Origin of the sequence: Hyphomonas sp., assembly GCF_013823385.1 — a bacterium.
Taxonomy (GTDB): domain Bacteria; phylum Pseudomonadota; class Alphaproteobacteria; order Caulobacterales; family Hyphomonadaceae; genus Hyphomonas.
Genome location: NZ_PNMA01000018.1, coordinates 1 through 26,182, shown reverse-complemented (window position 1 = coordinate 26,182; position 26,182 = coordinate 1). Strand labels below are relative to the sequence as shown.

22 protein-coding genes are annotated in these 26,182 nt (G+C 63.9%); 11 read left to right on the top strand and 11 right to left on the bottom strand.

The window, feature by feature from the left end:
* Positions 1 to 2 precede the first annotated feature (2 nt).
* A complete protein-coding gene (gene ccrA / locus C0456_RS11680) occupies positions 3 to 1,274 on the bottom strand; it encodes a crotonyl-CoA carboxylase/reductase (protein ID WP_291052109.1) in 1,272 nt (423 codons plus the stop codon).
* Positions 1,275 to 1,433: 159 nt separating this feature from the next.
* Between ccrA and C0456_RS11675 the strand changes: the two genes are divergently transcribed.
* On the top strand, positions 1,434 to 2,324 hold the full coding sequence (locus C0456_RS11675) for an aminotransferase class IV (RefSeq protein ID WP_291052106.1): 891 nt from the start codon (positions 1,434 to 1,436) through the stop codon (positions 2,322 to 2,324).
* Between the two features lie 40 nt (positions 2,325 to 2,364).
* Entirely contained in the window at positions 2,365 to 2,688 is a 324-nt protein-coding gene (locus C0456_RS11670; RefSeq protein WP_291052103.1) for a carboxymuconolactone decarboxylase family protein, read from the top strand.
* 3 nt (positions 2,689 to 2,691) lie between these two features.
* Here C0456_RS11670 and C0456_RS11665 read toward each other — a convergent pair whose 3' ends face one another.
* The gene (locus C0456_RS11665; protein WP_291052100.1) at positions 2,692 to 3,231 is read right to left on the bottom strand and encodes a hypothetical protein; all 540 of its coding nucleotides are present in this window, start codon (positions 3,229 to 3,231) and stop codon (positions 2,692 to 2,694) included.
* 141 nt (positions 3,232 to 3,372) lie between these two features.
* On the opposite strand from C0456_RS11665, the gene C0456_RS11660 reads away from it, so the two are divergent.
* Positions 3,373 to 5,367, top strand: coding sequence for a protein meaA (locus tag C0456_RS11660; protein WP_291052098.1), 1,995 nt, complete (start codon positions 3,373 to 3,375; stop codon positions 5,365 to 5,367).
* Here C0456_RS11660 and C0456_RS11655 read toward each other — a convergent pair.
* From C0456_RS11655 to C0456_RS11645, 3 genes are all read right to left on the bottom strand, one after another.
* Complete coding sequence (locus tag C0456_RS11655) at positions 5,327 to 5,812, bottom strand: hypothetical protein (protein WP_291052096.1); 486 nt, start codon at positions 5,810 to 5,812, stop codon at positions 5,327 to 5,329. The two genes, C0456_RS11660 and C0456_RS11655, sit on opposite strands and share 41 nt — an antisense overlap.
* 59 nt (positions 5,813 to 5,871) lie before the next feature.
* The gene (locus tag C0456_RS11650; protein ID WP_291052093.1) at positions 5,872 to 6,324 is read right to left on the bottom strand and encodes a hypothetical protein; all 453 of its coding nucleotides are present in this window, start codon (positions 6,322 to 6,324) and stop codon (positions 5,872 to 5,874) included.
* Positions 6,325 to 6,448: 124 nt separating this feature from the next.
* On the bottom strand, positions 6,449 to 7,102 hold the full coding sequence (locus tag C0456_RS11645) for a hypothetical protein (RefSeq protein WP_291052090.1): 654 nt from the start codon (positions 7,100 to 7,102) through the stop codon (positions 6,449 to 6,451).
* 203 nt (positions 7,103 to 7,305) lie between these two features.
* Between C0456_RS11645 and rimK the strand changes: the two genes are divergently transcribed.
* Positions 7,306 to 8,694 carry a 30S ribosomal protein S6--L-glutamate ligase gene (rimK, locus tag C0456_RS11640; RefSeq protein ID WP_291052088.1) on the top strand — a complete coding sequence of 463 codons (1,389 nt, stop codon included), beginning with the start codon at positions 7,306 to 7,308 and terminating at the stop codon, positions 8,692 to 8,694.
* Positions 8,695 to 8,703: 9 nt separating this feature from the next.
* Here the strand turns inward: rimK and C0456_RS11635 are convergent, their stop codons facing one another.
* Complete coding sequence (locus C0456_RS11635) at positions 8,704 to 9,960, bottom strand: multidrug effflux MFS transporter (RefSeq protein WP_291052086.1); 1,257 nt, start codon at positions 9,958 to 9,960, stop codon at positions 8,704 to 8,706.
* A 186-nt stretch (positions 9,961 to 10,146) separates the two neighbouring features.
* Here C0456_RS11635 and C0456_RS11630 point away from each other — a divergent pair, with 186 nt between their 5' ends.
* Positions 10,147 to 11,742, top strand: a complete 1,596-nt coding sequence (locus C0456_RS11630) for a PQQ-dependent sugar dehydrogenase (protein WP_291052083.1) — start codon at positions 10,147 to 10,149, stop codon at positions 11,740 to 11,742.
* A 45-nt stretch (positions 11,743 to 11,787) separates the two neighbouring features.
* On the opposite strand, the gene C0456_RS11625 is transcribed toward C0456_RS11630, so the two are convergent.
* The 3 genes from C0456_RS11625 to C0456_RS11615 form a co-directional block, all read right to left on the bottom strand.
* Positions 11,788 to 12,360: a hypothetical protein gene (locus tag C0456_RS11625; protein WP_291052080.1), complete on the bottom strand. Its 573-nt coding sequence runs from the start codon at positions 12,358 to 12,360 to the stop codon at positions 11,788 to 11,790.
* Between the two features lie 106 nt (positions 12,361 to 12,466).
* Entirely contained in the window at positions 12,467 to 13,051 is a 585-nt protein-coding gene (locus C0456_RS11620; RefSeq protein WP_291052077.1) for a hypothetical protein, read from the bottom strand.
* A gap of 163 nt (positions 13,052 to 13,214) precedes the next feature.
* On the bottom strand, positions 13,215 to 14,645 hold the full coding sequence (locus C0456_RS11615; protein WP_291052074.1) for an aldehyde dehydrogenase family protein: 1,431 nt from the start codon (positions 14,643 to 14,645) through the stop codon (positions 13,215 to 13,217).
* A 149-nt stretch (positions 14,646 to 14,794) separates the two neighbouring features.
* On the opposite strand from C0456_RS11615, the gene C0456_RS11610 reads away from it, so the two are divergent.
* Positions 14,795 to 15,028: a hypothetical protein gene (locus tag C0456_RS11610; RefSeq protein ID WP_291052071.1), complete on the top strand. Its 234-nt coding sequence runs from the start codon at positions 14,795 to 14,797 to the stop codon at positions 15,026 to 15,028.
* A gap of 9 nt (positions 15,029 to 15,037) precedes the next feature.
* Here C0456_RS11610 and C0456_RS11605 read toward each other — a convergent pair whose 3' ends face one another.
* Together C0456_RS11605 and C0456_RS11600 are read right to left on the bottom strand one after the other, a co-directional pair.
* A complete protein-coding gene (locus C0456_RS11605; RefSeq protein WP_291052068.1) occupies positions 15,038 to 15,238 on the bottom strand; it encodes a hypothetical protein in 201 nt (66 codons plus the stop codon).
* On the bottom strand, positions 15,235 to 16,803 hold the full coding sequence (locus C0456_RS11600) for a helicase HerA-like domain-containing protein (RefSeq protein ID WP_291052065.1): 1,569 nt from the start codon (positions 16,801 to 16,803) through the stop codon (positions 15,235 to 15,237). The genes C0456_RS11605 and C0456_RS11600 overlap by 4 nt, the downstream gene beginning before the upstream one ends.
* Before the next feature lie 151 nt (positions 16,804 to 16,954).
* On the opposite strand from C0456_RS11600, the gene C0456_RS11595 reads away from it, so the two are divergent.
* The 5 genes from C0456_RS11595 to mtgA all read left to right on the top strand — a co-directional run bounded on the left by C0456_RS11595 (position 16,955) and on the right by mtgA (position 26,113).
* Positions 16,955 to 18,046, top strand: coding sequence for an AI-2E family transporter (locus tag C0456_RS11595; RefSeq protein ID WP_291052062.1), 1,092 nt, complete (start codon positions 16,955 to 16,957; stop codon positions 18,044 to 18,046).
* A gap of 373 nt (positions 18,047 to 18,419) precedes the next feature.
* Positions 18,420 to 23,144, top strand: coding sequence for an NAD-glutamate dehydrogenase (locus tag C0456_RS11590; RefSeq protein ID WP_291052059.1), 4,725 nt, complete (start codon positions 18,420 to 18,422; stop codon positions 23,142 to 23,144).
* A gap of 68 nt (positions 23,145 to 23,212) precedes the next feature.
* Positions 23,213 to 23,890 carry a glutathione S-transferase family protein gene (locus C0456_RS11585; protein ID WP_291052056.1) on the top strand — a complete coding sequence of 226 codons (678 nt, stop codon included), beginning with the start codon at positions 23,213 to 23,215 and terminating at the stop codon, positions 23,888 to 23,890.
* The gene (gene queG / locus C0456_RS11580; RefSeq protein ID WP_291052054.1) at positions 23,871 to 24,998 is read left to right on the top strand and encodes a tRNA epoxyqueuosine(34) reductase QueG; all 1,128 of its coding nucleotides are present in this window, start codon (positions 23,871 to 23,873) and stop codon (positions 24,996 to 24,998) included. Before C0456_RS11585 ends, queG begins: the two co-directional genes overlap by 20 nt.
* Entirely contained in the window at positions 24,995 to 26,113 is a 1,119-nt protein-coding gene (mtgA, locus tag C0456_RS11575) for a monofunctional biosynthetic peptidoglycan transglycosylase (RefSeq protein WP_291052051.1), read from the top strand. Before queG ends, mtgA begins: the two co-directional genes overlap by 4 nt.
* The last annotated feature ends 69 nt before the right edge of the window (positions 26,114 to 26,182 follow it).

The window sequence follows — 26,182 nt, the reverse complement described above, 5'->3', positions numbered from 1 at the left end:
CCTCAGGCCTGGCCGCTGAGGGCGAGTACGTCTTCGACCGTGCGCAGGCCGGGCTTGGGCGCGGTGACGAGCACGGCCATATTGCCCGGCATATGCTTGTTATCGAGCATCTTTTCGTGCGCCAGCGGAATATCGGCCCAGGTGAAGACTTCCGACATGCCCGGATCGATACGCCGGTTGATGACGAGCTGGTTGGCCTCGGAGGCCTGTTTCAGGTTGGCAAAGTGGCTGCCCTGAACGCGTTTCTGCCGCATCCAGAGGAAGCGGGCGTCCATCGTCAGGTTAAAACCGGACGTACCCGCACAAATGACGACCATGCCGCCGCGCTTCACCACGAAGACCGAGACGGGGAAGGTTGCCTCGCCGGGGTGTTCAAAGACGATGTCGACGTCTTTCTTGCCAGTGATGTCCCAGATGGCTTTGCCGAACTTGCGGCTCTCTTTCATATAGTCTGCAAATTCCGGCCCGTTGACCTTCGGCAGCTGGCCCCAGCAGTTGAAATCGTTCCGGTTGATGACGCCCTTGGCGCCGAGGGAGAGCACATAGTCGCGCTTGTCGTCGGAAGAGACAACGCCAATGGCATTGGCGCCGGTGACCGCGCAGAGCTGCACGGCGAAACTGCCCAGCCCGCCCGAAGCGCCCCAGACGAGGACGTTATCTGCCGGCTGGAGCGTATGCGGGCGGTGGCCGAACAGCATCCGGTAGGCGGTGGCGAGGGTGAGCGTGTAGCAGGCGCTTTCTTCCCAGGTGAGGTGTTTGGGGCGCGGCATGCACTGGCGGGCCTGCACGCGGCAGAACTGGGCGAAGGCGCCGTCGGGCGTTTCATAACCCCAGATGCGCTGGCTGGGCGAGAACATCGGATCGCCGCCATTGCACTCTTCATCATCGCCATCATCCTGGTTGCAATGGATGACGACTTCATCGCCGGGCTTCACGCGGGTGACCTTGCGGCCCACGGCCCAGACGATGCCGGCCGCATCGGAACCGGCGACATGGAAGGGTTGTTTGTGAACATCGAAAGGGGAGATCGGCTCACCGAGCGCGGCCCAGATGCCGTTATAATTCACGCCCGCCGCCATCACGAGGACGAGCACTTCATCGGAATCGATTTCCGGCACCGGCACCTGCTCGACCTGCATCGCGGTCATCGGGCGGCCATGCCGCTCGCGCCGGATCGCCCAGGCGTGCATCAGCTTGGGCACGTGAAACTCGGGCGGGATCTCGCCGAGTGCGTAGATGTCTTTTTTAACCCGGCCTGCCGTTTCTGTGGTCATGGACCTTCCTCCGTCTCTGGTGCATTGGGGGCGGGCTCGCTCTATGCGGCGTCTTCACAGCCCCGTCTGGCGCGGGCACACTGGCAAGTGTTGTGAGGCTTCGCAAGGTCAATGTTGCGCCGCACAATAGATGTTCCGTTCCCCTGAGGCATTTAAGTCATGACGATTTGTCCGCTGGTTCACCTGAATGGCACGCTGCTGCCGCTGTCAGAGGCTCATATTTCGCCGCTGGACCGGGGGTTCCTGTTTGCCCACGCCGCCTATGAGGTCACCGCCGTCTATGGCGGGCGGTTCGTCGATCTGGAGGGGCATGTGACCCGGCTGGAGCGGACGCTGGCGGGGATTTCCATTCCCAACCCGCATACGCCCGAAGGCTGGGCCAACCTTCACCGGGAGCTGATCGCCCACAATGATCTCGTCGAGGGGCTGGTCTATCTGCAGGTCACCGGCGGGGCCTATGAGGCGCGCGACTTTGCCGGGCCGGAGCGGTTCACACCCACCGTCTTTGCCTATGCCGACACCAAGACGCTGATCGGGGCGCAGGCGCGCGACGGGATCGGGGCAGTGTTCATCGAGGATGGCCGCTGGAAACGGCGCGACATGAAGACCACGCAGCTCCTCTCCCAGGCGCTTGCCTACCGGGCCGCCAGGGCGATGGGGGCGGAAACCGCCCTGATGGTGGAAGACGGGTTTGTCACCGAAGCGGCCTCGGCAAATGCCTGGATCGTGACCCGGCAGGGCGAGATCCTCACCCGCCATCTCTCCCCGGCGATCCTGCCGGGGATCACGCGGGCGGGTGTCATGAGCCTGCGCGAGACGGGCGGGTTTACCATCACCGAGCGCGCCTTCACGCCGGAGGAGACGGTGAATGCGGCCGAGATTTTCACAAGCTCGGCCGGGGCGATGGTGGCGCCGGTGGTCACGCTGGAAGGCAAGCCGGTGGGCGATGGCCGGCCAGGACCAGTGACCCGGAAGGTGCAGAAGCTTTACTATGAAGCGATGGGGGCGGATGTGGCCGTGGCCGCGCCGTTTGTGTTTGACCGGGACTGAAATGCCCTCCGGCAGGGAGGATGAACAGGAAGCCGTTTCGATGAGTGACATGTCCAGAGTAAGCGCTGCCTTTCAGGCCTTCATGAAGGAGGCGCCGGAGCATCAACAGGCCTGGCTTGAGGCGGTGGGAAAGCTGGAGGGGGCTTCGGCGCTGGACGCCAAGACGGGGGAACTCGTCTATATCGGTATCCTGGCGGCGGCGCGGCTGGAGAGCGGGCTGGCCTTTCATGTGGCCCATGCCCGCGCGCTGGGGGCGACGCGGGAAGAGATCATCAGCGCGGTGCTGGCGGGCCTGCCGGCCGTGGGCAATGGCGTGATCCAGGCTCTGCCGGTTGCGCTGCAGGCCTACGACCAGGCGGATTGAGGGTCAGCGCCGCTCTGGCGGGTCGCTGTCCTCGATGATTTCGCCTTCGATGATGTCGCCGCCGGCGTCCGGGGCTGCGGGGCCGGAACTGGTCTGCTGGCTGAAGGCGGCGGTGATCTGGGTGTGAACATCGCCCAGCTCGCGCCGGGCAATGCCGGCGCTGATCTCGTTGGCGGCGAGCGCGATAGCCACAGGCAGGGCGATCAGGCCGGCATCGATCAGCTCAAGCTGCCGGGCGAGCGAGGTATCCCGGAAGAGGGCGAGCAGGCCGACCGTGATAACGAAGATCGCGATCAGCAGGCCAAGGCGGAAGCCGAAGCCCGTCAGCAGCGTAGCGCCGGAAATGGCTGTCTGCACGCCGGTGACGGCGGCGAGGCGGCGGCGTTCATAAAGGCCGACCGCCAGCATGGCTCCAGTCAAAAGCGCGAGCGCCAGCGGGCTGCGCTGGAAGATCGCCATCAGTGCGGCGCCAGCGGGAAAGGCCATGAGCGAGGCCAGGCGAAGGCCAAGGGCGGTCTGGAGGGTAGCGCGGGGCTGGGTCACGGGTATCTGGCGGGCTCTTGCAGTCTGGTGCAGGGTAGGTGGTCGCACAGGCAGAGGCCTGCAAGTGCGGCAGAGGCGCCGCTTGCCAGCGGCAGGCCGCTCGGCCATGTTGCGCCGCAGCATAGGGGAGGCAAGAAGACCATGACAAAAGCCGCCGGAAATTACCAGCACAAGCCTGACGCGCCGTGGATTTTCCGCACCTATGCGGGCCATTCCACCGCCAAGAAATCCAACGAGCTTTACCGGCTGAACCTGTCGAAAGGCCAGACCGGCCTCTCCATCGCCTTCGACCTGCCGACCCAGACGGCCTATGACGCCGACCATATCCTCAGCCGCGGCGAAGTCGGCAAGGTGGGCGTGCCGGTCAAGCATCTGGGCGACATGCGGGAGCTGTTTGCCGAGCTGCCGCTGGAGACGATGAACACGTCGATGACGATCAATGCGCCGGCCGCCTGGATGCTGGCGCTCTATGTGGCGCTGGCCGATGAGCGCGGCGACAACCGGAAAAATCTGCGCGGGACGACCCAGAACGACATCGTCAAGGAGTACCTCTCGCGCGGCACCTATGTGTTCCCGCCCGAGCCCTCCCTGCGGCTGATCTCGGATATGGTGAGCTGGTGCTATACAGAAGTTCCAAAATGGAACCCTATGAATGTCTGCTCCTATCACCTGCAGGAAGCGGGCGCGACGCCGGAACAGGAGCTCGCCTATGCGCTGGCCACCGCCATTGCCGTGCTCGATACGGTGAAGGCCGGCGGTCAAGTTCCAGAATCAGACTTTGAAACCGTGTTCGGCCGCATTTCCTTCTTCGTAAATGCGGGGGTCCGTTTCGTAACGGAACTCTGTAAGATGCGCGCCTTCGTCGATCTCTGGGAAGAGATCGGGCGGGAGCGCTATGGCGTCACCGATCCCAAGGCGCTGCTGTTCCGCTATGGTGTGCAGGTGAACTCGCTGGGGCTGACCGAGCCGCAGCCGGAGAACAATGTCTACCGTATCCTGATGGAAGCGCTCGCCGTCACGCTCTCCAAGCGCGCCCGTTGCCGCGCGCTGCAGCTGCCGGCCTGGAATGAGGCGATGGGCCTGCCGCGCCCCTGGGACCAGCAATGGTCGCTGCGCCTGCAGCAGATCCTCGCCTATGAGACCGATCTTCTGGAATTTGAAGACATCTTCGATGGCAGCCATGTGATCACGGCCAAGACCGAGGAGTTGAAAGAGAAGGCCCGCGCCACGCTGGCCAGGATCGACGAGATCGGCGGGGCAACGGCGGCAATCGGCTTCATGAAGGAAAGCCTGGTTGGCGCCCATATAGACCGTATACGCGCAATCGAGTCCGGCGCGCTCACCGTGGTGGGCGTCAACCGGTTTACCGAGACCGAGGCAAGTCCGCTGGGCGGCGGCGATGGCGCCATCCAGACCGTGGACCCGGCCGAAGAGGCAATGCAGGTGCGCGACCTGAAAGCCTGGCGGGCCGCCCGCGACAACGCCGCTGCCGAGGCGGCGCTGGCTGAACTGCGCGCGGCAGCTGCCGAGAACCGCAACATCATGGAGCCTTCGATTACCTGCGCCAAGGCCGGCGTGACGACAGGGGAGTGGGGCACGGTGCTGCGCGAGGTGTTCGGCGAATTCCGCGCGCCGACCGGCGTGGCGCTGGTCGTCTCGAGCAGCGGCGAAGAAGACGTCGAGCAGGTGAAAGCCGAGGTGGCCCGCGTTTCAGAGGCGCTTGGCCGTACACTGACTTATGTGCTCGGCAAGCCAGGCCTCGATGGTCACTCCAACGGCGCCGAACAGATTGCCGCGCGTGGCCGCGAAGTGGGCATGGAGGTTGTCTATGAAGGCATCCGCTTCACCCCGGCCGAAATCGCCGCCCAGGCCAAGGAAGCCAAGGCGCATGTGGTGGGTCTCTCCATCCTCTCGGGCAGCCATCTCGATCTTGTGCGCGAGACGGTGGCCGAACTGCGCAAGCTCGGCCTCGACAATGTGCCCGTCGTCGTTGGCGGCATCATCCCGCCCGAAGACGCCCGCGCCCTGCGCCAGATGGGCGTAGCGGCGGTCTATACGCCGAAGGATTTCCGCATCACGGAGATCATGGGCGATGTCACCCGCCTTGTTGAGAAGGCCTGGCTGGTGAAGGGGTAGTTTTTGCCGGGTTGGTTGGTTCTGGAGCTGCTTCCTGGTGGGTGCGGATGCAGGTCATCTTTGTCGTTTCTTCGCCATACACGATGTCGCAGTCGTAGAGCAACTTTTCGGGCATTGGCATACTGCCCCGATTGTCTGCAGGGGCATTGGGCTGCCCAAGAGCGAATAAAGCCAATCCTGCAAATACGAGCATCCCGGCAATCATTGAGAGGGATGATCTGTTCAGGTTTTTCTTAATTGTGGTGAACCTCTTGTCCCCGGGACGGGCTCCCTCATTATATATGTTCGATACTAGGTAGGTGACTGCCACACATTGGACGACTACGGCACAAAGCAGAATCAAGCCGAGTGCGGATAGACCACGGAGGATCGGTTGGTCGCTCGAAAGATACTGAAAGGCGAAAAAAGACAGGCCCGCAATCAGCAGGCTGGCTGCTGATATCATCGCCCCAGCGGCATTCACTCGCGTGTCTAGTGCTTTCTCTTTGTTTCCGAGAATCACAGTCAGTCTACGCTGCCGCCGCCCATAGGCATAATGGGGGAACTTACAGGAATTGGGCTGAGGGGGCTGTCTGCGCTGATGCAGTATCCATTGTCTTTTAGCCATTGGCAAATTTGACCCGATGCTTCCGCATACGCTCCTTTTCCAGTCAGGTTTGATACATATTCATCGGCAAACGCATCATTCACGATCTCTTGGTCGAGGATTGCAAACTGAGCTCTGGTGAGACGCCGCCACTTTTGATCGCTTATCCTCCGGAAGTCGGACAAATTGTAAAAAACAAATTCGGTGAAGCGGGAGTGGAATGTTTCCCAGGCTCGCACCGGCAATTCAGGAATAGTAGTGGGGACATATCTTGGCTTGGAGTATTCTTCGTCAGTGAACAAAGCGCTTCCGGCAACAGAGTGAATGTAGGCGCGGCGTTGATCGTCTTGCCACTCATATGTATCGGCCATGATTGCTCCCCCGATAGCGCATATAGAGTATGCCATCTATCTTAGATAGATCAAGTTGCTCTGCTAAGATTCTTTGTAACCAGTCTTGTTCAAAAAGCCTGGCTAGTTGAGTGCCTGAGGCGCTTCAGGGCGCTTCGTTTTCGGCCGATACTTCCCGGAGGAAGGCCAGAAGTTCCAGCGCTTCTATCTGTTCCGGGGGCAGATTATCGACCGGCGGGCAGCGCGGATCGGTGTTCTGGATCGCCTTCACCATCACGGCGGTCAGCGGGATGGGATCGCAGCCATGGGTTTGTTCGCAGATGAGGTCCCATTGCGGCTCTGCCTTGGCGTGGCATTCCAGACAGTTTCCGCCAAACTGGTTGACGGCGTCATTCGTGCCCCTGACCCGGATGACCGATCCGGCAGGGCTGACATCCAGCTCGAAAAACTCCCAATCCTGGGTCTCGGCGCTGAAGCCCGCTTCGCGTTTCACCATCACTTCGCCGGGGACAAGCTGAACCACTGATCCGGGCGGATAGACGCCGCCGGTTTCCGATTGGGCGACGGCAAGCGTGGCTTCCAGATCCCCCAGCAGGTTATCCACGAAGAAGCCGCGCACGGGATGCATGTCGCGGATACAGCGGAAATCTTCCGCCTGCGGCTCAAAACTGGCAGCCATTGCGGCGGGTGGAGCGGCGGCTGGAGCCTCGGCGGGGGGCGCAGCGGACTGTCCGCAGGCAGCAAGAATGAGCCCGGCCAGGCCAGCAGCAATGGCCGTTTGAAAACGTGGTAGCGGCATGGTTCCCCCCAAAGCCAATGATTTCACGCAAGCATATGGCAGTCCGATGCGGCGCCAAGAGCTGTCCTCGCGTCAGCGCGGGCGATGAGCGTAGTGAAACTGAAGGGTAAGTGAGGGCAAGCCTCCAGACTTCTGTAGCAGCCCTTGCAGGGTGCGCCGAAGGCAGAGTAACGGGGAGGCCGGTCAGCCTATGGAGCCGCCCCATGCCTTCTGCTGCCCCGTTCCAGCTTGGCTGGGAAGAATGGATCGCGCTGCGGGAGCTGGGCCTGCCCGCCATCAAGGCCAAGATCGACACCGGCGCCAAGACATCGGCCCTGCATGCCAGCGTGATCGAGCCGTTCGGGCCCGCCCATGCCCCGCAGGTGCGCTTCCTGATCCAGCCGGACCCCGGCGACCCCTCGCTGGAGATCACCTGCTCGGCCCCGGTGGTGGACCGGCGGGAGGTGACGAGTTCCAATGGCGAGCGGGAGCTGCGTTATGTGATCGAGACCCATGCCGAGCTCGGCGGGCTCGTCTGGCCGATCCAGCTCACCCTCTCCAACCGCGAGACGATGGCCTACCGGATGCTGCTGGGGCGCGGCGCGATCCAGCCAAGCTGGATCATTGATCCGAATGCGTCCTTTCTTCAGCCCCCGCTCGGCTACCAGATCTATCAGGGCCTGCCGCGCCGCAAGCCGGTGAAGCGCCCCTTGCGCATTGCGCTCCTGACGCGGGAGCCGAAGAATTATTCCTCCCGCCGCCTGATCGAGGCGGCTGAAAAGCGCGGCCATGTGATCGAGGTGATCGATACGGCGCGCTGTTACATGCGCATCGGGGCGGTGGACGCCGAGGTGCATTATGATGGCCAGGCACTGCCGCGTTATGACGCCGTGATCCCGCGTATCGGCGCCACGATCACCGATTACGGCATGGCCGTGCTGCGCCAGTTTTCCAATACCGGCGCCTTCTGCCTGAACACGGCCGGCGCCATTGGCCGCTCACGCGACAAGCTGCTGGCCCATCAGATGCTGGCGCGCGCGAAGATTGCCATGCCGATTACCGCCTTTGCGCATAGCCCGAAGGACACCGCCGGTCTGGTGGCGCTGGCAGGCGGGGCGCCGATCGTGCTGAAGCTGCTCTCCTCCACGCAGGGGAAGGGGGTGCTGCTGGCTGAAACGCGCAAGTCTGCCGAGCGGCTGGTCGATGCGTTCCGCGGGCTCGACGCGAATTTCCTGGTGCAGGAATTTGTCGAGGAGGCGGGCGGGGCCGATGTGCGCGCCTTCGTGGTGGGCGGCAAGGTGGTGGGCGCGATGCGGCGGCAGGCGGAGAAGGGCGAGTTCCGCTCAAACCTTCACCGCGGCGGCACGGCCAGCGAAGCGCGGCTCAGCGCGCAGGAGCGGGACGTGGCGCGCGAGGCGGCCAAGGTGCTGCGGCTGGAAGTGGCCGGCGTTGACCTGTTGCAGACCAAGGATGGGCCCAAGGTGCTGGAGGTGAACTCTTCCCCCGGCCTCAAGGGCATTGAGAAAGCCACCGGCAAGGACATTGCCGCCCGCATCATCGAGCATCTGGAAACGGTCGTCCGCCCGCTCTCGCGCCACCGCGAGCCGCTATAGGGCGCGGCGCTAATAGCGGCTGAACAGGCGGCCTTTTTCGGTGACGAGGATCACCCCCAGCGAGACAGCGCCCATCGCGGCAAAGCCGAGGGTGAGCGGCACGGTGGAGCCGTTGAACTGCGCGCCGATGAACATGCCGACCAGGCTGGAGATCAGCGTGGTGGCAAAGCCATAGGCGGCAGAGGCGGTGCCCGCGATCTTGCCGAGGGGTTCCATGGCAAGGGCGGAGAAGTTTGATCCCATCATCCCGAAACAGGCAAAGCCCACCGCAAACATCGGAAAGAAGACGGCGAGGTTTTCGCCCCAGATCAGCGTTGTGGCGGTCAACAGGGCCGAGACAAGGGTAAAGGTGAGCAGGGCAATATGGCCGATGCGCCGCATACCGAGCTTTCCGACGAGGCGGGAATTGGCAAAGTTCGAGATTGCCAGCGCGCCGGCAATGCCGGCAAACCAGAGCGCGAAGTTGTCGCCCTGATCGAACACTTCCCGGAACACCTGCTCGGACGAGGCGATGAAGGCAAAGAGCGCGCCGAACACAATGCCGGAAGCCAGCATGTAGCCGAAGGCAACCCGCGAGCGGACCACCTGCATGTAGGCTGACAGAACGCTGCCAATCTCAAGGGACCGTCGGGCCTCTTTCGGCAGGCTTTCCGGCAGGCGCACCCAGGTCCAGGCGAGCATCAGCCCGCCCCAGACGGCGAGCACGATGAAGATGCCTTCCCAGGGCGCATATGCCAGGATGAGCTGGCCGATGGCAGGGGCAATGATCGGCACGATCATGAAGATGGTCATCACCAGCGACATGAAGCTGGCCATGGCCCGCCCGGCGAAGAGATCGCGGACCACGGCGGCGGCCACCGTGCGGGCGCCTGACGCAAAGATGCCCTGCAGGAAACGCGCAGCCAGAAGCGCCCAGAAATCATGCGCCATGACGCAGAGCAGGGCAGTGAGCACATAGCCCACCAGGCCAACGAACAGCGGCGCGCGCCGCCCGAACCGGTCCGTGATCGGGCCCCAGATCAGCTGCGGCGCGCCAAAGCCGAGCACATAGGCGAAGATGATCAGCTGTTGACGATTGGCGTCGCCGCCGTCTGCGGTGAGGCCGGTCGCGCGGGCGATTTCGCTCAGGGCAGGCAGCATGATGTCGATGGCGATGGCGTTGAGCGCCATCAGGCCCGCAACGATCGCCACGAACTCCACTTTGCGCATGCCTGTCGGTGGCGGCATGTGAAGGCCTTCGGCCTTGCCCGCTTCACTTCCGTCCATTGGTCCGGTCTTTCCAAAATCCGGCGCGCCCCAGATTTCAGCCAGGCCGCCCGTCAACAACCGGGCCTTTTGGACCCATCTTTCCCGCTTGGCCAGAGTAGGGGCGCACAAATTCGTGCTGCCGGATAATTTCCTTGCAAAATGTACACTTCGGGCGGTTCTGCAGGAGTGGTAAGGAATCCCCTCATGAAAACACCGACCCTCCGTACAGAGCGCTGGGTGGCTCTCGTCGCCGCCGGCATGTTCGCGCTTCAGGCTTGCGGAGGCGGGGGCGGGTCCAGTTCACCGCCGTCCTCACCCCCACCGCCGCCCCCGCCGCCTCCGCCGCCGGTGAACCAGCCGCCGTCGATCACCTCGCCCGCCTCTGTGTCGATCAATGAGGGGACGACCGGGACCGTCTACACGCTGACGGCCACCGATCCGGATGGAGACCCGCTCACCCGCTCGCTGGTTGCCGGCGGAGACGCCGCACTGTTCAGCTTCAACCCGACAACCGGCGTCCTCTCCCTGAATTCGGCGCTCGACTATGAGACGCCCCAGGACGGCAATGGCGACAATATCTATCTGGTGACGTTTCAGGTGAGCGATGGCCGGGGCGGCACGGCGCAGATCACCGTTCAGATCCGCGTTCTGGATGTGGATGAGACCATAACCGGTATGGCCCTGCGCCGCGTGGCCACCGGCTTCTCGGCGCCGCTTTATCTGGAGGGAATTCCGGGTACGGACCGTGTGGTGGTTCTGCAGAAAGGCGGCCTGGCCCGCGTCCTGAACCCGTCGAATGGGACAATAGAGAGCGTGCCATTCCTGGATGTGGCGTCTCAGGTGTCGAGCGAGGGTGAGCAGGGTCTTGTCGGCATGACTTTCTCGCCCAGCTTTGCTACCGACCGGTACGTCTACGTGAACCTCACCAATACCGCCGGCGATACGGAAATCCGCCGTTACCAGACCTATGCAAACAATCCGCTGCAACTCGATCCGGCAACATCGGACGTTATCCTGACCGTCACCCAGGTCGACTCCTACCACAATGGTGGCTGGCTCGGCTTTGGCAATGACGGCCTGCTGTACATTGCCACCGGCGATGGCGGCGGGGTGACCGCTGGCGCGGACCAGAACGCGCAGAACGTCAATTCCCTGCTCGGCAAGATCCTCCGGATTGATGTGTCTGCCGATGATTTTCCCGCCGATGCCAACCGCGACTATCGCATCCCTGCTGGCAATGCGTTTCCGTCAAATGGCAGCGCCGGGCGTCCGGAAATCTTCGCGCGCGGCCTGCGCAATCCGTGGCGGTCGAGCTTTGACCGCCAGACGGGCGACCTGTTCATTGCCGATGTGGGCCAGTCCAACCGCGAGGAAATCAACCGGATGCGCCCGTCTGATGCGGGCGCCAATTATGGCTGGGCCGTTCGCGAAGGCACGGCATTCTATTCGGGCGCGGACTCGGCAAGTTTCACCCCGCCCGTGGCCGAGTACACCCACGGCACTTCGGCGACACAGGGCCGCTCGATCACCGGCGGCTATGTCTATCGCGGCAATATCGGCCCGATCCGCAACCATTATCTGTTTGCGGACTTTATCAGCGGCAATGTGTGGTCGGTTCCGGTCTCGTCGCTGACGGTCGGGCAGACCCTGGCGGCGACCAGTTTCAACCGCCTCAATGACCAGCTGGTGCCCGATGCCGGAACGCTCAGCCAGATCACCAGCTTTGGCCTGGATAACAGCGGCAACGTCTACATCGTTTCCTATAATGGCAGCATCTTCAGAATTGAGGGCGCCCCGTAAGGCGCCCTCTGATCATTCTGGTACGCCTGCTTCAGGCCGGCGCAGCTAGGGCGCGGCGCGCTGGATCTGGCCTGCCAGGTTGAAGATCACCTGATCGGCATCGAAGAAGGCCACATCATCGGGCTTGGGGCCTTTGCCCATCACGATCTCGGCGCTGGCGATATAGCTCGTCTGTTCCCGGTAGTTGAGCGGGCCATCCCAGAAGGGATCGTAGAAGCTGTACCGGCTGTAGCGCACGCTGCGATAGGGATCGTAGAAATACGCCGCGCGCGGGCCGAAATAGCGGTAGTTCAGGTAGAAGTGGTCATAATAGGGCGAATAGGCTGCGCCCGAGGAAACCACACGGGTATTGGCGTCGGTATCCCGGCGCACCACCCGGAAATGGTCATACCCGTTCTGCTTGGTCAGCTCTGCCGCGCGGAACAGGAGATAGGTTTCCACCGTCTTCCGGTTGGTCAGCGAGTTGCCCGCGAACTCCACCTGGAAGCGGTTGTCTTCGATCTTCATTTCCGAATAGCCGCGATCCGACAGGGTGGCAGGCTGATAGGGGGTCGCCGTGGCGCAGGCCGCCGTAAAGGCGAGCGCAGCGACGGCAGCGGCAAGGCTAAGGCGTTTCATGGCAACGGCCTCCAAAAGCTTCATCTACACTATATAGTGTGACTCCACGAAGATGAACGCCAGCCAACACGCAAGTTCACAACAACGTGACGCAGGCGCCGGGCGATCACGATGCCGTGGATTTCAGTTTCCGGGCGACCTGGCCGCTGTCGACGTAGAGCGCGAGCACCGTGACGAGATAGATCCCGGCCACCGCCGCAGGCAGCAGGGTGAAGCGATCTTCCGGCAGGAGCAGCCAGATGGCAGAGACGGTCCCAGCCCGGATCACAGCATGGGCAATGAACGGCGCGGGGCGGCCATAGGACCAGCCGAACACCGGCCAGTGGCCTGAAATCCCGATGGCGATCAAGAGCGGGGCCAGCGCATTGTAGGTCCACATCGCTGCAATCGCGCCCGGCCAGAACAGCAGCATTGCGCCCATCGCCATGAACACCACGCCCTGATCGGGGATTTGCACCTTCATGAAGGGATTGCGCAGCAGCGCCGCCAGGGCGACCGCCACCGGGAATATGGCGCCCGAAAAGATTGCCGCGGTCACCGACCAGTCTTCCGGCGCCATGCGTGTGCCCAGCCAGGCGAGGACGGCCCAGTAGAGCGCCCCGGCCAGCGGCACGGGCCAGCCGCCGCGCGCCTCCGCGTAAGCCTGCAGGCGGGCGGTCTTGAGAGAAGCATTGAGCTCGGCGAGGGTCATGGAAGGGGCCTTTGGTCCAGATGAACAATAACTTTGAATTACAAAGTAGTTTGACCACGTCAATACCGGACCAAAAAAATCCCGTTCTGGCGGGCTTTGTGCGCAAACGAAAACGGCAGCCCGAGGGCTGCCGTTTCCTTTGATCTGTTGCAGGAAGCCTGCCTCAGGCGGCGTTGTAGCCGATGACGGCTTTGACTTCGAGGAACTCCTCAAAGCCATGCTCGCCCCATTCGCGGCCATTGCCTGACTGGCCGTAGCCACCGAAGGGCGCCGAGAAGTCAGGCCGTGCGCCATTGACGAGGATCTGGCCGGCGCGGATGCGGTTGGCAACCGCATGGGCTTCCTTGTCCGGGCCCTGAACATAGCCGGCAAGACCGTAAACGGTGTCGTTGGCCATGGCGACCGCGTCGTCCACAGTGTCGTAAGGGATCATGACGAGGACCGGCCCGAAGATTTCCTCGCGCGCGATGGTCATGTCATTGGTGACGTTGGCAAACACGGTCGGGCGGGCGAAGTAGCCCTTGTTGAAGCCTTCAGGACGGCCCGGGCCACCGGCGACGAGGGTTGCGCCCTCTTCGATGCCCTTCTGGATGAGGTCCTGGACCTTCTGATACTGGTTGCCGTTGGAGATCGGGCCGATGGCGCCGGGAGGGGCGTCTGCCGGATTGGCAACCTTCACGGCCTCGGCCGTTGCCTTGGCAATGGCGATGGCCTGGTCCTGCTGGTCCTTTTGCACAAACATGCGCGAGGGGGCGTTACAGCTCTGGCCCGAATTGGTCATCATGTTCATGATGCCGCTGGAAACGGCTTTCTGGAGATCGGCCGTAGGCAGAACAATGTTCGGGCTCTTGCCGCCAAGTTCCTGGGCCACACGCTTGACGGTCGGAGCAGCAGCCTGGGCCACCAGCACGCCGGCGCGGGTCGACCCGGTGAAGCTCACCATGTCGACATCGGGGTGGGACGACATTGCCGCGCCAACGCCGGGGCCGTCGCCGTTCACCAGGTTGAACACGCCCTTGGGCACGCCGGCCTCATGCAGCACTTCAGCGAAGATCATCGCGTCGAGCGGCGCGATTTCAGACGGCTTCAGCACCATGGTGCAGCCCGCAGCCAGGGCAGGCGCCACTTTGCAGGCGATCTGGTTCAGCGGCCAGTTCCAGGGCGTGATGAAGGCGCAGACGCCAATCGGCTCCTTGCGCAGCAGGGTCGTGCCTTTCAGCTCCTCCCACTTGTATGAGCGCAGGATCGCAGCAGTGGTGGCGAAGTGGCCAAGGCCCGAGGGCACCTGGGCGGCATTGGCCAGCCACATCGGCGCGCCCATCTCTTCGGAGATTGCCTTGGCAAGGTCCGGCATGCGCTTCTGCAGGCCGGCGGTGATCTTGTCGAGCAGGTCCGCGCGGTATTCCACGCTCGTCTGCGAGAAGCTCGGGAAGGCGCGCTTGGCGGCGGCCACGGCCTTGTCCACATCGGCGGCAGAGCCGATGGAGATGACGGCAAAATTCTCTTCGGTCGCCGGGTTTTCGACTTCCAGCGTGCGCGGCGTTACCGGGTCAACCCATTCGCCATCGATATAGAATTTGAGATATTGTTGCATGAGTAGGGCCTCCCTTGGGCGCAGCTTATTGAGCCATCTCCTTGACTATAGGAGAGGTGTGACGCTTTCGCCACTCCTGACGCGGGGGGAGGGGCGATGCGGCGCGGCAGTAAAACCAGCGCTTTTTCAGGCGCTATCGGAGACATGACATGAACACGCGGCTGGAACTCGTGCTCACCCCGGATTGGGGGAATGGGCAGAACCGCAACGGAAGCAAAAAGGTGGCTTTCGAGGCACCGGTCTTCGACGAGGCAATGCGGGCCTGGAAATGCGTGTTTCATGTCGACGGGGACCCGCCGCGCCATGCTTATGGCCAGACGGCGATGCACAGCCTGACGCTTGCCACGCGGCTGGTCAGCACGATCGAGGAAAAGATGGACTGAGGCGCGGCGCTACTTCTTCGCCTTCACCCAGCCGCGCCCGGCCATGCAGGTGATGTAGTTCACCTCGATGCCATAGCTGATCTGCTGGCAGGCCGCGCGGGCCGATTCGTAGGGCATGGCCCCCTCCCGGGCGGTCCAGCCATCATTCGGGGCGCTGGCGCATGCGGAAAGCAGGGCAGCGGCGGCAAGGACGAGCGCGATCTGTCTCATTTCTTTTTCATGTTCCCGAAAATGCCGCGCAGGATGTAACGGGTAACTTCGCGGCTGACTGTGGTGGCGGCAGTATTGGTGGCGCGTTCTGCCGGGGTCATCCGGCGCGAGCGGCTGGGGGTGGTCGTGGCGCGGCCCTTGGCCGGGGCCTTGGCGGTGGCTTTGGCTTTTGCGGCCGCTTCCTTTTCCTTCTCCGCTGCCAGCCGGGCCTTCTCGGCGAGCTTGGCCGCCTCGGCCTCTTTCTTGGTCAGGATTTCATAGGCGGACTCGCGGTCCACCATCTTGTCGTACCGGCCAAAGAGCGGACTTGCCTTGTTGATCTCGGCGCGCTCGGCATCGGTCACCGGGCCAAGGCGCGAGGCCGGCGGGCGGATCAGCGTGCGCTGCACCATCGAGGGCGTGCCCTTGGCGTCCAGGGTGGAGACCAGCGCTTCGCCGACGCCCAGTTCGGTGATCACGGTCTCGGTCTTGAAGGCCGGGTTCGGCCGGAAGGAGGCGGCTGCGGATTTGACCGCCTTCTGCTCCATCGGCGTATAGGCGCGCAGGGCGTGCTGGATACGGTTGCCAAGCTGGGCCAGCACGCTCTCAGGCACATCGCGCGGGTTCTGCGTCACGAAATAGACCCCCACACCCTTCGAGCGGATGAGACGCACCACCTGCTCGATCTTCTGCAGCAGGGCGGGCGGAGTGTCCGTGAACAGAAGATGGGCCTCATCGAAGAAGAAGACGAGGCGCGGCTTCTCCGGGTCGCCAATTTCAGGCAGCTGCTCGAACAGTTCCGACAGCAGCCAGAGCAGGAAGGTCGAATAGAGCTTCGGGCTGTTGATCAGCCTGGTCGCGTCCAGAATGTTCACATAGCCGCGCCCGTCGCGGGTCGTGCGCATGAAGTCTGCAAGTTCCAGCGCGGGCTCACCGAAGAAATTCTCCGCCCCGGCGCGCTCCAGCACCAGCAGTTCGCGCTGCACGGCCGCCAGCGAGGCGGCGGCGACATTGCCGTATTTGCGGCTGACCTCCTCACGGACCCCCGGCTCGCCCAGATGCGCCAGCAGCTTGCGCAGGTCTTTCAGGTCCAGGATGCGGAAATCGGGATCGTCCACGCAGCGGTCATCCGCATACTGAAAGGCAATGTTGAGGATGCCCTCCTGCACGGCGGTCAGCCCCATCAGGCGGGAGAGCAGCACGGGGCCCATCTCGGCGATCGTGGCGCGGATCGGGTGGCCCTTCTCGCCGAACACATCCCAGAAGATCACCGGGGCGGGATGATAGGTCAGCGGGCCCATGCCGATATTTTCGGCGCGGCTGGCGAAAGAGGCGTGTGCCTTGTGGGTTTCGGTGCCGGGAAAGGCGATGCCCGAAAGGTCGCCCTTCACGTCAGCGGCAAAGACCGGCACGCCGGCGTCGGCAAAGGCCTGCGCCATCACCTGCAGGGTCACGGTCTTGCCCGTGCCGGTGGCGCCGGCAACGATGCCGTGCCGGTTGGCAACCTTCAGGATCAGCGATTGGGCATCGTCCGGCTTGCCCGCGCCATCGGCATCTGCGCCTCCCAGAAAGATTGTCTCGCTCATGCCGCCGCCCCTTGCTGATACGTTCTGAATCAAGGCGGAGACGCTAGCTGTTCCGGAGATTTCAGCAAGCTATGCCGCGCAGGTTTCTCCCGCTTGACGGGGAAGGGGCGGGGCCGCACCCTGATGGCCTCACATTCAATCGGAGCAGTAAATGGGCAGCGCCACCAAGACGGGCATCTGGATCATCGCCACAGGCGTGATCATCGCGCTCCTGTATTTCGGCCGCAGCATCCTGGCGACCTTCGCCATGGCGGTCTTCCTCTTCCTGATCATCGAGGGGTTCGGCACGGTCATCAACAATGCCTCGCGCAACATCCATATCGGCCTTGCGCGTATCCTTGCGGTGTTGCTGGTGGTTGCCGGCTTTATCGGCTTCATTGCGCTGATGGCCAATGGCGTGGCCGAGTTCGGGCGTGATGGGGCGGACTATGAAGAGAAGATCAATGGCCTGATTGCCGATGTCTACAGCCTCGCCAGCCTGCAGGACGCGCCGACGCTGACGCATCTGGTATTTGACGAAGGCGGCCAGCGCTTCTTTGCCACGATCGCCAACTCCGTCAGCGGTCTTTCCGGCGACATCGTGCTGATCCTGATCTATGTCGCTTTCCTGTTCACCGCCCAGTCGATGTGGACGCAGAAGCTCGACAACATCTTCCCCGATTCGCAGCGCCGTGAAGCGGTGCGCCGGATCGGCAATGATGCCCGCCTCGCCATCGAGACCTATCTCTGGACGCAGACGGTCATCTCCGCGCTGATCACCCTCTTGACCTACATCTCCCTATTGGCACTGGGCGTGCAGAATGCCCTGTTCCTCTCGGCGCTGATCTTCGTGCTGAACTACATCCCGACCGTGGGGTCTATTGTCGCAGCGATGGTGCCGCCGCTGTTTGCGCTGGTGCAGCCGGAAGTGCCCGGATGGGTTCCGGATGTGGCCTTCGAGCAATCCTACATCTACGCCGCCATTGTCTTTGCGGTGGTCAGCTTCTGGCAGTTCTCCATCGGCAATTTCGTGCAGCCGCGGATGATGGGCGATTCGCTCAATCTGTCCGCCCTCGTGGTGCTGCTGGCCCTGGCCATCTGGGGGCTGATCTGGGGCATCCCCGGCATGTTCCTGTCGGCCCCGCTGACTGTGCTGATGATGATCCTCTTTGCCCAGTCCCCAAACACCAGATGGATCGCCATCCTGTTGTCGGCAGACGGCAAACCCAAGGGCGGCGCCTCGCCTGAAGGAGACGCGGCGTGACTGACGGCAAGGCTAGCCAACCCGCCATTGAAATGTTACATGCGGGTTGGGTTGAGGCTGTATGGCAACTGATTCCGGTTTGCCGCACTACCGAAAATTAACGTTTGTGGCAGCGGAATGTAGTTGATTTGCCGCTGTCACGAACAACATAAAACAAGATCAGGCTTCCGCGTGCGTCCCCCCACCCAGCCTGCGGAATTTGCCTGTAGGGCCCGCTGGACATGTCCCCGTCTGGCGGGCCCGCTTGTTTCCGGGCCTTCTCACCGGCTTTCTGAATCCGCGCAACCGTTTCATTTGGAACATGTTTCTTGAAGCCTTCCCTTAGGGCGGGTAGACCCGGTGTTTGACCGGTTTTCGAGCAAGAGTCGTTTCCATGCCCCGTTCCACCACCGCCCCCGGACCTGCCAGCCAGGTTCTCGATCAGATTCTACAGGAAGCTGCACGCGAGGATGTCTCCGGCCTCAGTGAGGCAGACATCCAGGCGCTGGCCAAGCGCCTGTGGGACTGGGCCGAGGACGTTCCAGCCGGCCAGCGCGCCGTTCACGTTTCCGTGAAAGCCGAAGGCGCCAGCGGAACCTTGCCGCGCAGCCTGCTTCAGGTCACCGGGCCGGACATGCCCTTCCTGGTCGATTCGCTGCTGGGGGAATGCGCCGCTCAGGGCCATGAGGTGAAAACCCTGTTCCACCCCGTCGTCACCATGGCGGACGGGCGTATGGTCTCGGTCATCCAGGTCCACACCGCGCTGCTCACCCCCGGTGAAGCAAAGCTGCTGGAAGAGGGGGCACGCGCCACGCTCGCCGATGTCGAGCGCGCCGTGTCTGATCACGCTGCCATGCGCGCCCGGATGCGCAGCGAGATGAAGCGCATCTCCAGCCTCCCGCATATTCAGTCTGCGGAGCGGGACGAGGCCGTTGCCTTCCTCGAATGGCTCTCGCGGGAGCATTTCGTCTTCCTCGGCGCGCGCGAATATGACTTCGAGACCGATGCGGAGGGCCGTGTGCTGCCCTCCGAGCCGCTGATGGTGGAAGGCTCCAATCTCGGCATCCTGCGCGACGAAAACCTCAACGTTCTGAGCCGCGACAGCGAGCCCCTGGTGCTGACGCGTGAGATCGGCGAGTTCCTGCAGTCACCCGTGCCGCTGATCATCGCCAAGTCGACCCTTCCGAGCCGGGTCCACCGCCGCGTACCGTGCGATTATATCGGCGTGAAGAAGTATGATGAGGAAGGCCGCGTCAATGGCGAGGTCCGCTTCCTGGGCCTCTTCACGGCGGAGGCCTATGACGAGACTGCGCGCTCCATTCCCTTCGTGCGCCGCCGTGTGCAGAAGATCATGACCGCCTCAGGCGCCGCCCCCGGCGGGCATACCGAAAAGGCCCTCGCCAACCTGATCGAGACCTGGCCGCGCGACGAGCTGTTCCAGACCCGCTCAACCGTGCTTGGCCCGATGATCATGGGCGCGCTGCACCTCATCGGCCGCCCGCGCACCCGCGTCTTCCTGCGCCGGGACGAGTTTGACCGGTTCGTCACCGCCCTCGTCTTCGTGCCGCGCGAATCCTATGACACCGCCCTGCGCCAGCGCATCGGCGCGCTGCTGACCGACGCCTACAAGGGCGACCTGAAAAGCTTCCAGCCTTACTTCGACTCCGGCCCGCTCGCCCGCGTCCATTTCGAGATTGCGCTGCATCCGGATCATCCCGAGCCTGACCCGGAAGACATCGAGCGCCGCATCATCGAGCTTGCCCGCACTTGGGACCAGGGCTTCCGCGAGCTGCTGATGGGGGCGGGTCTTGCCGGCCCGGACCGGGAAGGGGCCCGCTGCTTCATCGGCGGCTTCAACGCGGCCTACCGCGAAGCCTTCCCGCCGGAAGAAGCGCTGCGCGATGTAACCTGCATGGCAGAGCTCAGCGCCGGCAAGCCCATCGTGGCGCGCGCTTACCGGCTTGAAACCGACGACCCATCCAAGGTGCGCGTGAAGATCTACACCCGCACCGGCTCCATCCCGCTGTCCCGCTGCGTGCCGGTCTTCGAGAATCTCGGCCTCTTCGTGGATTTCGAGACCGGCTATCCGGTCCGTCCCCTGATGAAGCCGGTCGAGGATGCGCCCGATGTCTACTGGATCCATTCGCTGTCGATGCAGACGGCGGACGGTTCGGCGCTTGCGCTGGAAGACATCGCCCATGAATTCGAACAGGCCTTCCTCGCCGTTTGGGGCGGGCGCGGGGAGAATGACGGTTTCAACAAGCTGGTGCTGGTGGCCGGGGCAAGCTGGCGTCAGGCGGCGCTGATCCGCGGGCTGGCCTCCTATCGCCGCCAGAGCGGTCTGGACCAGCCTCAGGAAGTCCAGGAAGCGGCGCTCGCCCGTTACCCGGCCGTCACCCGCCTGCTGCTGGATCTTTTCGCCACCCGCTTTGATCCGAAGGCGCACAAGTCTCTGGACGCCCGCAAGAAAGCCCAGGCGTCTCTGGCCGCAAAGTTTGAAGACGCGATGAAGGATGTGGCGAGCCTTGCGGACGATATCGTCCTGCGCCGCCTGTTCCACCTCGTCGAGGCTATTCAGCGCACGAACTTCTATCAGGAAGACGAAAACGGAGAGGTGCGCCCCTTCATCAGCTTCAAGGTAGCCAGCCGCGAACTGGCAGACCTGCCGGAGCCCAAACCGTTCCGTGAAATCTTCATGCACAGCCCGAAGGTTGAGGGCGTTCACCTCCGCTTCGGCCCGGTGGCGCGCGGCGGCCTGCGCTGGTCAGACCGCCCGTCCGACTACCGCACCGAGGTCCTCGGTCTCGTGAAAGCCCAGCAGGTGAAGAATGCCGTCATCGTGCCGGTGGGCTCCAAAGGCGGCTTCTACCCCAAACAGCTCGCTGACCGGTCAGACCGCGACGCCTGGTTCGAAAGCGGCCGCGACGCCTACAAGCAGTTCATCACCGCGCTGCTGGGCGTCACCGACAACATCATCGAAGGCAAGGTCGTCCATCCTCAGCATACGGTCATCTGGGATGGGGAAGATCCCTATCTCGTGGTTGCAGCCGACAAGGGCACGGCCACCTTCTCCGACACCGCCAACGCCATCAGCCTTGAAAAAGGCCACTGGCTCGGCGACGCCTTCGCCTCGGGCGGTTCGGCCGGGTATGACCACAAGAAGATGGGCATCACCGCGCGCGGCGCCTGGGAAGCGGTCAAGCGCCACTTCCGCGAGATGGGCAAGGACATCCAGACCGAGCCTTTCACCGTCATCGGCGTGGGCGACATGTCGGGCGATGTGTTCGGCAATGGCATGTTGCTGTCGCCGGAAATCCGCCTCGTGGCCGCGTTCAACCATATGCACATCTTCCTCGATCCCAATCCCGGCGACGCAAAGAAAAACCTGGCCGAGCGCGAGCGCATGTTCGCCCTGCCGCGGTCAAGCTGGGCAGACTACAACACCAAGCTGATCTCCAAGGGCGGCGGCATCTTCGAGCGCTCTGCCAAGTCGATCACGCTGACGCCCGAGATCAAGTCGCTGGCCGGTATCAGCAAGGATGTCGTCACCCCCGATGAACTGATCAACGCCCTCCTCAAGGCAGAGGCAGACCTCCTCTGGTTCGGCGGTATCGGCACCTATGTGAAGGCCGCCCATGAAAGCCATGCCGATGTTGGTGACCGCGCCAATGACGGCGTGCGCGTCAATGGCCGTGATCTGAAGGCCAAGGTAATCGGGGAGGGTGCAAACCTGGGCATGACCCAGGCCGCCCGCATCGAGTTTGCCCTCGCGGGTGGGCGCCTGAATACAGACGCCATCGACAACTCTGCCGGCGTGGATTCCTCCGACCACGAAGTGAATATCAAGATCCTCGCCGCAGAGGCCATCCGCCTCGGCGCGCTGAAGGAGGCCGAGCGCAACCCGATGCTGGCGCAGATGACCGACGATGTCGCCCGTCTCGTGCTCACGCATAACTATGACCAGACCAACACGTTGAGCTTGGCGGAAGCCACTGCCACCGAAGACCATGAAGCGCTCGAGCGCGTGATGGTCTATCTGGAAGAACGCGGCGTGCTCAACCGGGCGCTCGAAGGCCTGCCCTCCACCCAGGAGATGCAGGCGCGCGGCGCCGAAGGCCGTCCGCTGACCCGGCCGGAGCTTGCCGTGCTGCTCGCCTGGTCCAAGATCGTCCTCTTCGATGATATCGTCGCCTCTGACCTGCCGGATGATCCGTGGTTTGCCGAAGTGCTCAGGGGCTACTTTCCAAGCCCGATCGATGGCTTCGGCGAAGCCCTCGCCAATCACCGCCTGCGCCGCGAGATCATCGCCACGATCATCGCCAACCGCAGCCTGGACCTTGGCGGCCCCGTCGCCATCCAGCGTCTGCGCGAGCTGACCGGGGCCTCCCCCGCTGCCGTCATCCGCGGCGTGGAAGCAGCCCGCGCGGTGCTCGACATTGCCGGCTTCCGCAAGGAAGTCTTCGCGCTGGACAACAAGGTCTCTGCTGATCTGCAGACGGAGCTTCAAATTGAAGCCGTTCAGGCCGTCAGCGAGGCGGCCGCCTGGTTCATCCGTGTGCTGCCGGACAAGTCCACCGGCGACGCCGTCAGCCTCACCTATGCCCCGCTCAACGAGCTGAAAGCCGCCCTCAGCAGCATCCAGACGGCCTATCCCGCCGCGCGGATCGAGCGCTCAGCCCGCGCCTTCATGAAGCGCGGCGTGCCCGAAGCGCTCGCCCGCTGGGCCCCGGCGATGAACTATTTTGCCCAAGGCCTCGTCGTCACGGACATCGCCGCCCATTCTGGCCGCAAGGTCGCTGAAGCGGGCGCCACCTTCTATCAGGTGGGCGATGCCCTGCGCCTTGACCGCCTGCGCACCTCGGCGCGCGAGGGGCTCGCCCATGCGCCTTACTGGGACCGTGTCGCGGGCCGCCGCCTCATCTCCGAACTCGTGCGCCTGCAGGCCAGCGTGTCGGAAGAGGCGCTGTCGGCGGGCGGTGTAGAGGCCTGGCTCGAAACGCGCGGCGACGGCCGCAAACAGCTCCTCGCCACCCTCGGCGCGCTCGGCAAGGATCGCGACTGGTCCTTCGCCAAATTCGCCCTGTCGACCGACGCGGTGCGTCAGTTCATGGGTCGTTAGGGAAAAAATCCGGAGGAAAGGGCGCCAGCTCCATACAACGTTTACGCATGTTATCCACAGTCTGGCACATGCTTCGATTGTATCACTGGCCCCTCGACCCCGCCGGACGCATGGTGCGGCTCGTGCTTGCCGAAAAGGGCGAGCCCTTCGACGCCGTGCCCTCCCGCCCCTGGGCGCCGGAACTTGAGATAGCCTCGATCGCGCCCGGCGCCGTGGCGCCTGCCGTCGTGTCCACTCATGGCACCAGCCCCCGCTTCGCCGCCTGCGGAACGCGCGCCATCTGCGAGCATTTCGAAGAGGTCCGCCCGGTGCCCGCGCTGCTGCCCGATGATCTTTCCGAGCGCGCCGAGGCGCGCCGCCTCTGGGCCTGGGTCGAAGCCGGCATGGAGGAGGTGACCGACAATCTCCTCTCCGAGCGCGTCACCCAATGGACCCATCGCGGCCGCCAGCCTGATTCCGACAGGCTGCGCCGCGGCGCCCATGCCTTACGCGGGCGGCTGACCTATCTCAACGCGCTGACCGAAACCCGCGGCAATCTCGCCGGCCGCCACCTTTCCCTGGCCGATCTTGCCGCCGCCGCGCATCTTTCCGCCTACGACTATTTCGGCGATGTGCAGTGGGAGGCCGTGCCAGACCTCAAAGCCTGGTATATGCGCATCAAGTCCCGGCCGAGCTTCCGGCCCCTGCTTGCTGACCGTCTCGAGGCCGCCCGTCCCGTATCCTATTATGCAGAGCTCGATTTCTGACCCCGAAGCCCGGCTAAAAGAACGGGCCCTCGCCCTCGGCTTCGATGCGGCGGGCATCGCGCGCGCCGATGAAGCCTGGCCGGCGGGCGAGCGTCTGAAAACCTTTGTCGAGCTTGGCCGCCATGGCGACATGGCCTGGATGGAAACAACGCTCGAGCGCCGCAGCGCCCCCACTGCCATGTGGCCGGGCGCCCGCAGCGCCCTCGTGGTCGCCATGAACTATGGCCCCGATCACAATCCCCTCGATACCCTCGCCCAGACTGCCACCGGAAACATCTCCGTCTACGCACGGGGGAGGGACTATCACGACCTGATCAAGTCCCGCCTCAAACAACTCGCCGGCGAGGTCGCTGAGATCACCGGCGCAGACGTGAAGGTCTTCGTCGACACTGCCCCGCTGATGGAAAAGCCGCTGGCCGCCCGCGCCGGGCTCGGCTGGCAGGGCAAGCACACAAACCTCGTCAGCCGCCAGCTCGGCTCCTGGTTCTTCCTCGGCACCGTGCTCACCAGCGCCGCCCTCGCGCCGGATGCCGCCGAGGGGGACCATTGCGGCTCCTGCCGCGCCTGCCTCGACATCTGCCCGACCGGCGCCTTCCCCGCGCCCTACCAGCTCGATGCCCGCCGCTGCATTTCCTACCTCACCATCGAATATGCCGGCCCGATCCCCCGCGAATTCCGCCCCGCCATGGGCAACCGCATCTATGGCTGCGATGATTGCCTGGCCGCCTGCCCATGGAACAAATTTGCCAGCAGCGCGTCTCATTCAGCACTCTACGCCCGCGCAGAACTGAAAGGACCCGGCCTGGACGAACTTGCCGCCCTCGACGACGCGGCCTTCCGCGAAGTCTTCTCCGGCTCCCCGGTGAAGCGCTCAGGGCGTGACCGGTTCGTGCGCAATGTCGCCATTGCCATCGGCAATTCGGGGCAGCCCCGCCTCGTCGCCAGCCTGCTGCCGCTGCTGCAGGACGAAGCCCCGGTCGTGCGCGGGGCGGCGATCTGGGCGCTCGCCCGCCTTGATCCTGCCCGCTTTGCAGACGAAAAGGCGCGCCGCCGGCCTCTTGAGCATGATAGGACGGTGATCGCAGAATGGGATGAGACACCGGCATGAGCGACAGCCTGACCCCGCCGCCTTCGTTCGCGCCGGCGCCCGCCCCAGATGCCCCCGCGCCAAAGCGCAAGGCGCCCCTTTGGCGGCGCATTCTGGTCGGCATAGTGCTGGCGGGCGTTGCTGCCTTCCTGTTGTTCCATCTTTACGCCCTCCTCCTGCGCTTTGCGCCGGTCCCCGGCACCATCCTGATGTCCCAGCGCAGCCTGGAAGGGCAGGACGTGCGCCATGACTGGACGCCGCTCGACAAGATTTCCCCCCGCCTTGTCCATGCCGTCATTGCCGCTGAAGACGCCAAATTCTGCACCCATGGCGGCATTGACTGGGACGCGGTGGAAGCGGCCCGCGAATGGAACGCGAAAAACCCGGATCGCAATCGGCGCGGCGGCTCGACCATCAGCCAGCAGGCCGCCAAGAACGTCTTCTTCTGGAATGGTGGCGGCATGCCCCGCAAGGCCGGCGAAGCCTGGATGACCTATGTGATCGAGGCCGTCTGGGGCAAGCGGCGCATCATGGAAGTCTATCTCAATGTCGCCGAATGGGGCGATGGCCTGTTCGGCGCCGAGGCTGCTGCCCAGGCCCGCTTCGGCAAATCGGCGGCAGACCTTTCCGAGCGCGAAGCCGCGCTGCTCGCGGCGGTTCTTCCGTCCCCGAACAAATGGAAGGCCGTCAATCCGGGCCCCTATGTCCAGCGCCGCGCCAGCTCCATCCAGGGCCGTATGCGCGTGGTGGCCAATGAGGGCTATGCGGCCTGCGTCTTCGGCGGCGAAGCGCCCCGGCCGCCTGCGGGCGAGCGCCCCAAAGGCGAAACGCCCAAAGCCCCGCCGGTGCTGGAAGATCTTCCCGAAGCCCCCGAAACGGGTGAAGAGGCCCTCGGCGCGTCCCCCGAAGAACTCGGCACGGATGTGCCCCGCAACGCCAATGACGAGTTGAACGACCTTCTCAACGCCGCCGACGAATCCCTCCGCGCGCCGCCCGCGCCCGCAGAGGGGCAGGGGGCAGCCCCCGAAGAGACCCCCCAGGACCCCGTCAGCCAGCCGGCACCCGAACCGCTGCCCGAAATCACGCCCTCCGAAGACACCCCCTCCGGCCCCCGCGAACTCCGCCCGCCGGAGTAAGGCCGGCAAGGGTGCCTTAAGCGCCGCGCAATGCACCTGCCTGTCCGGATTTGTCCGGGTTTGTCCAAA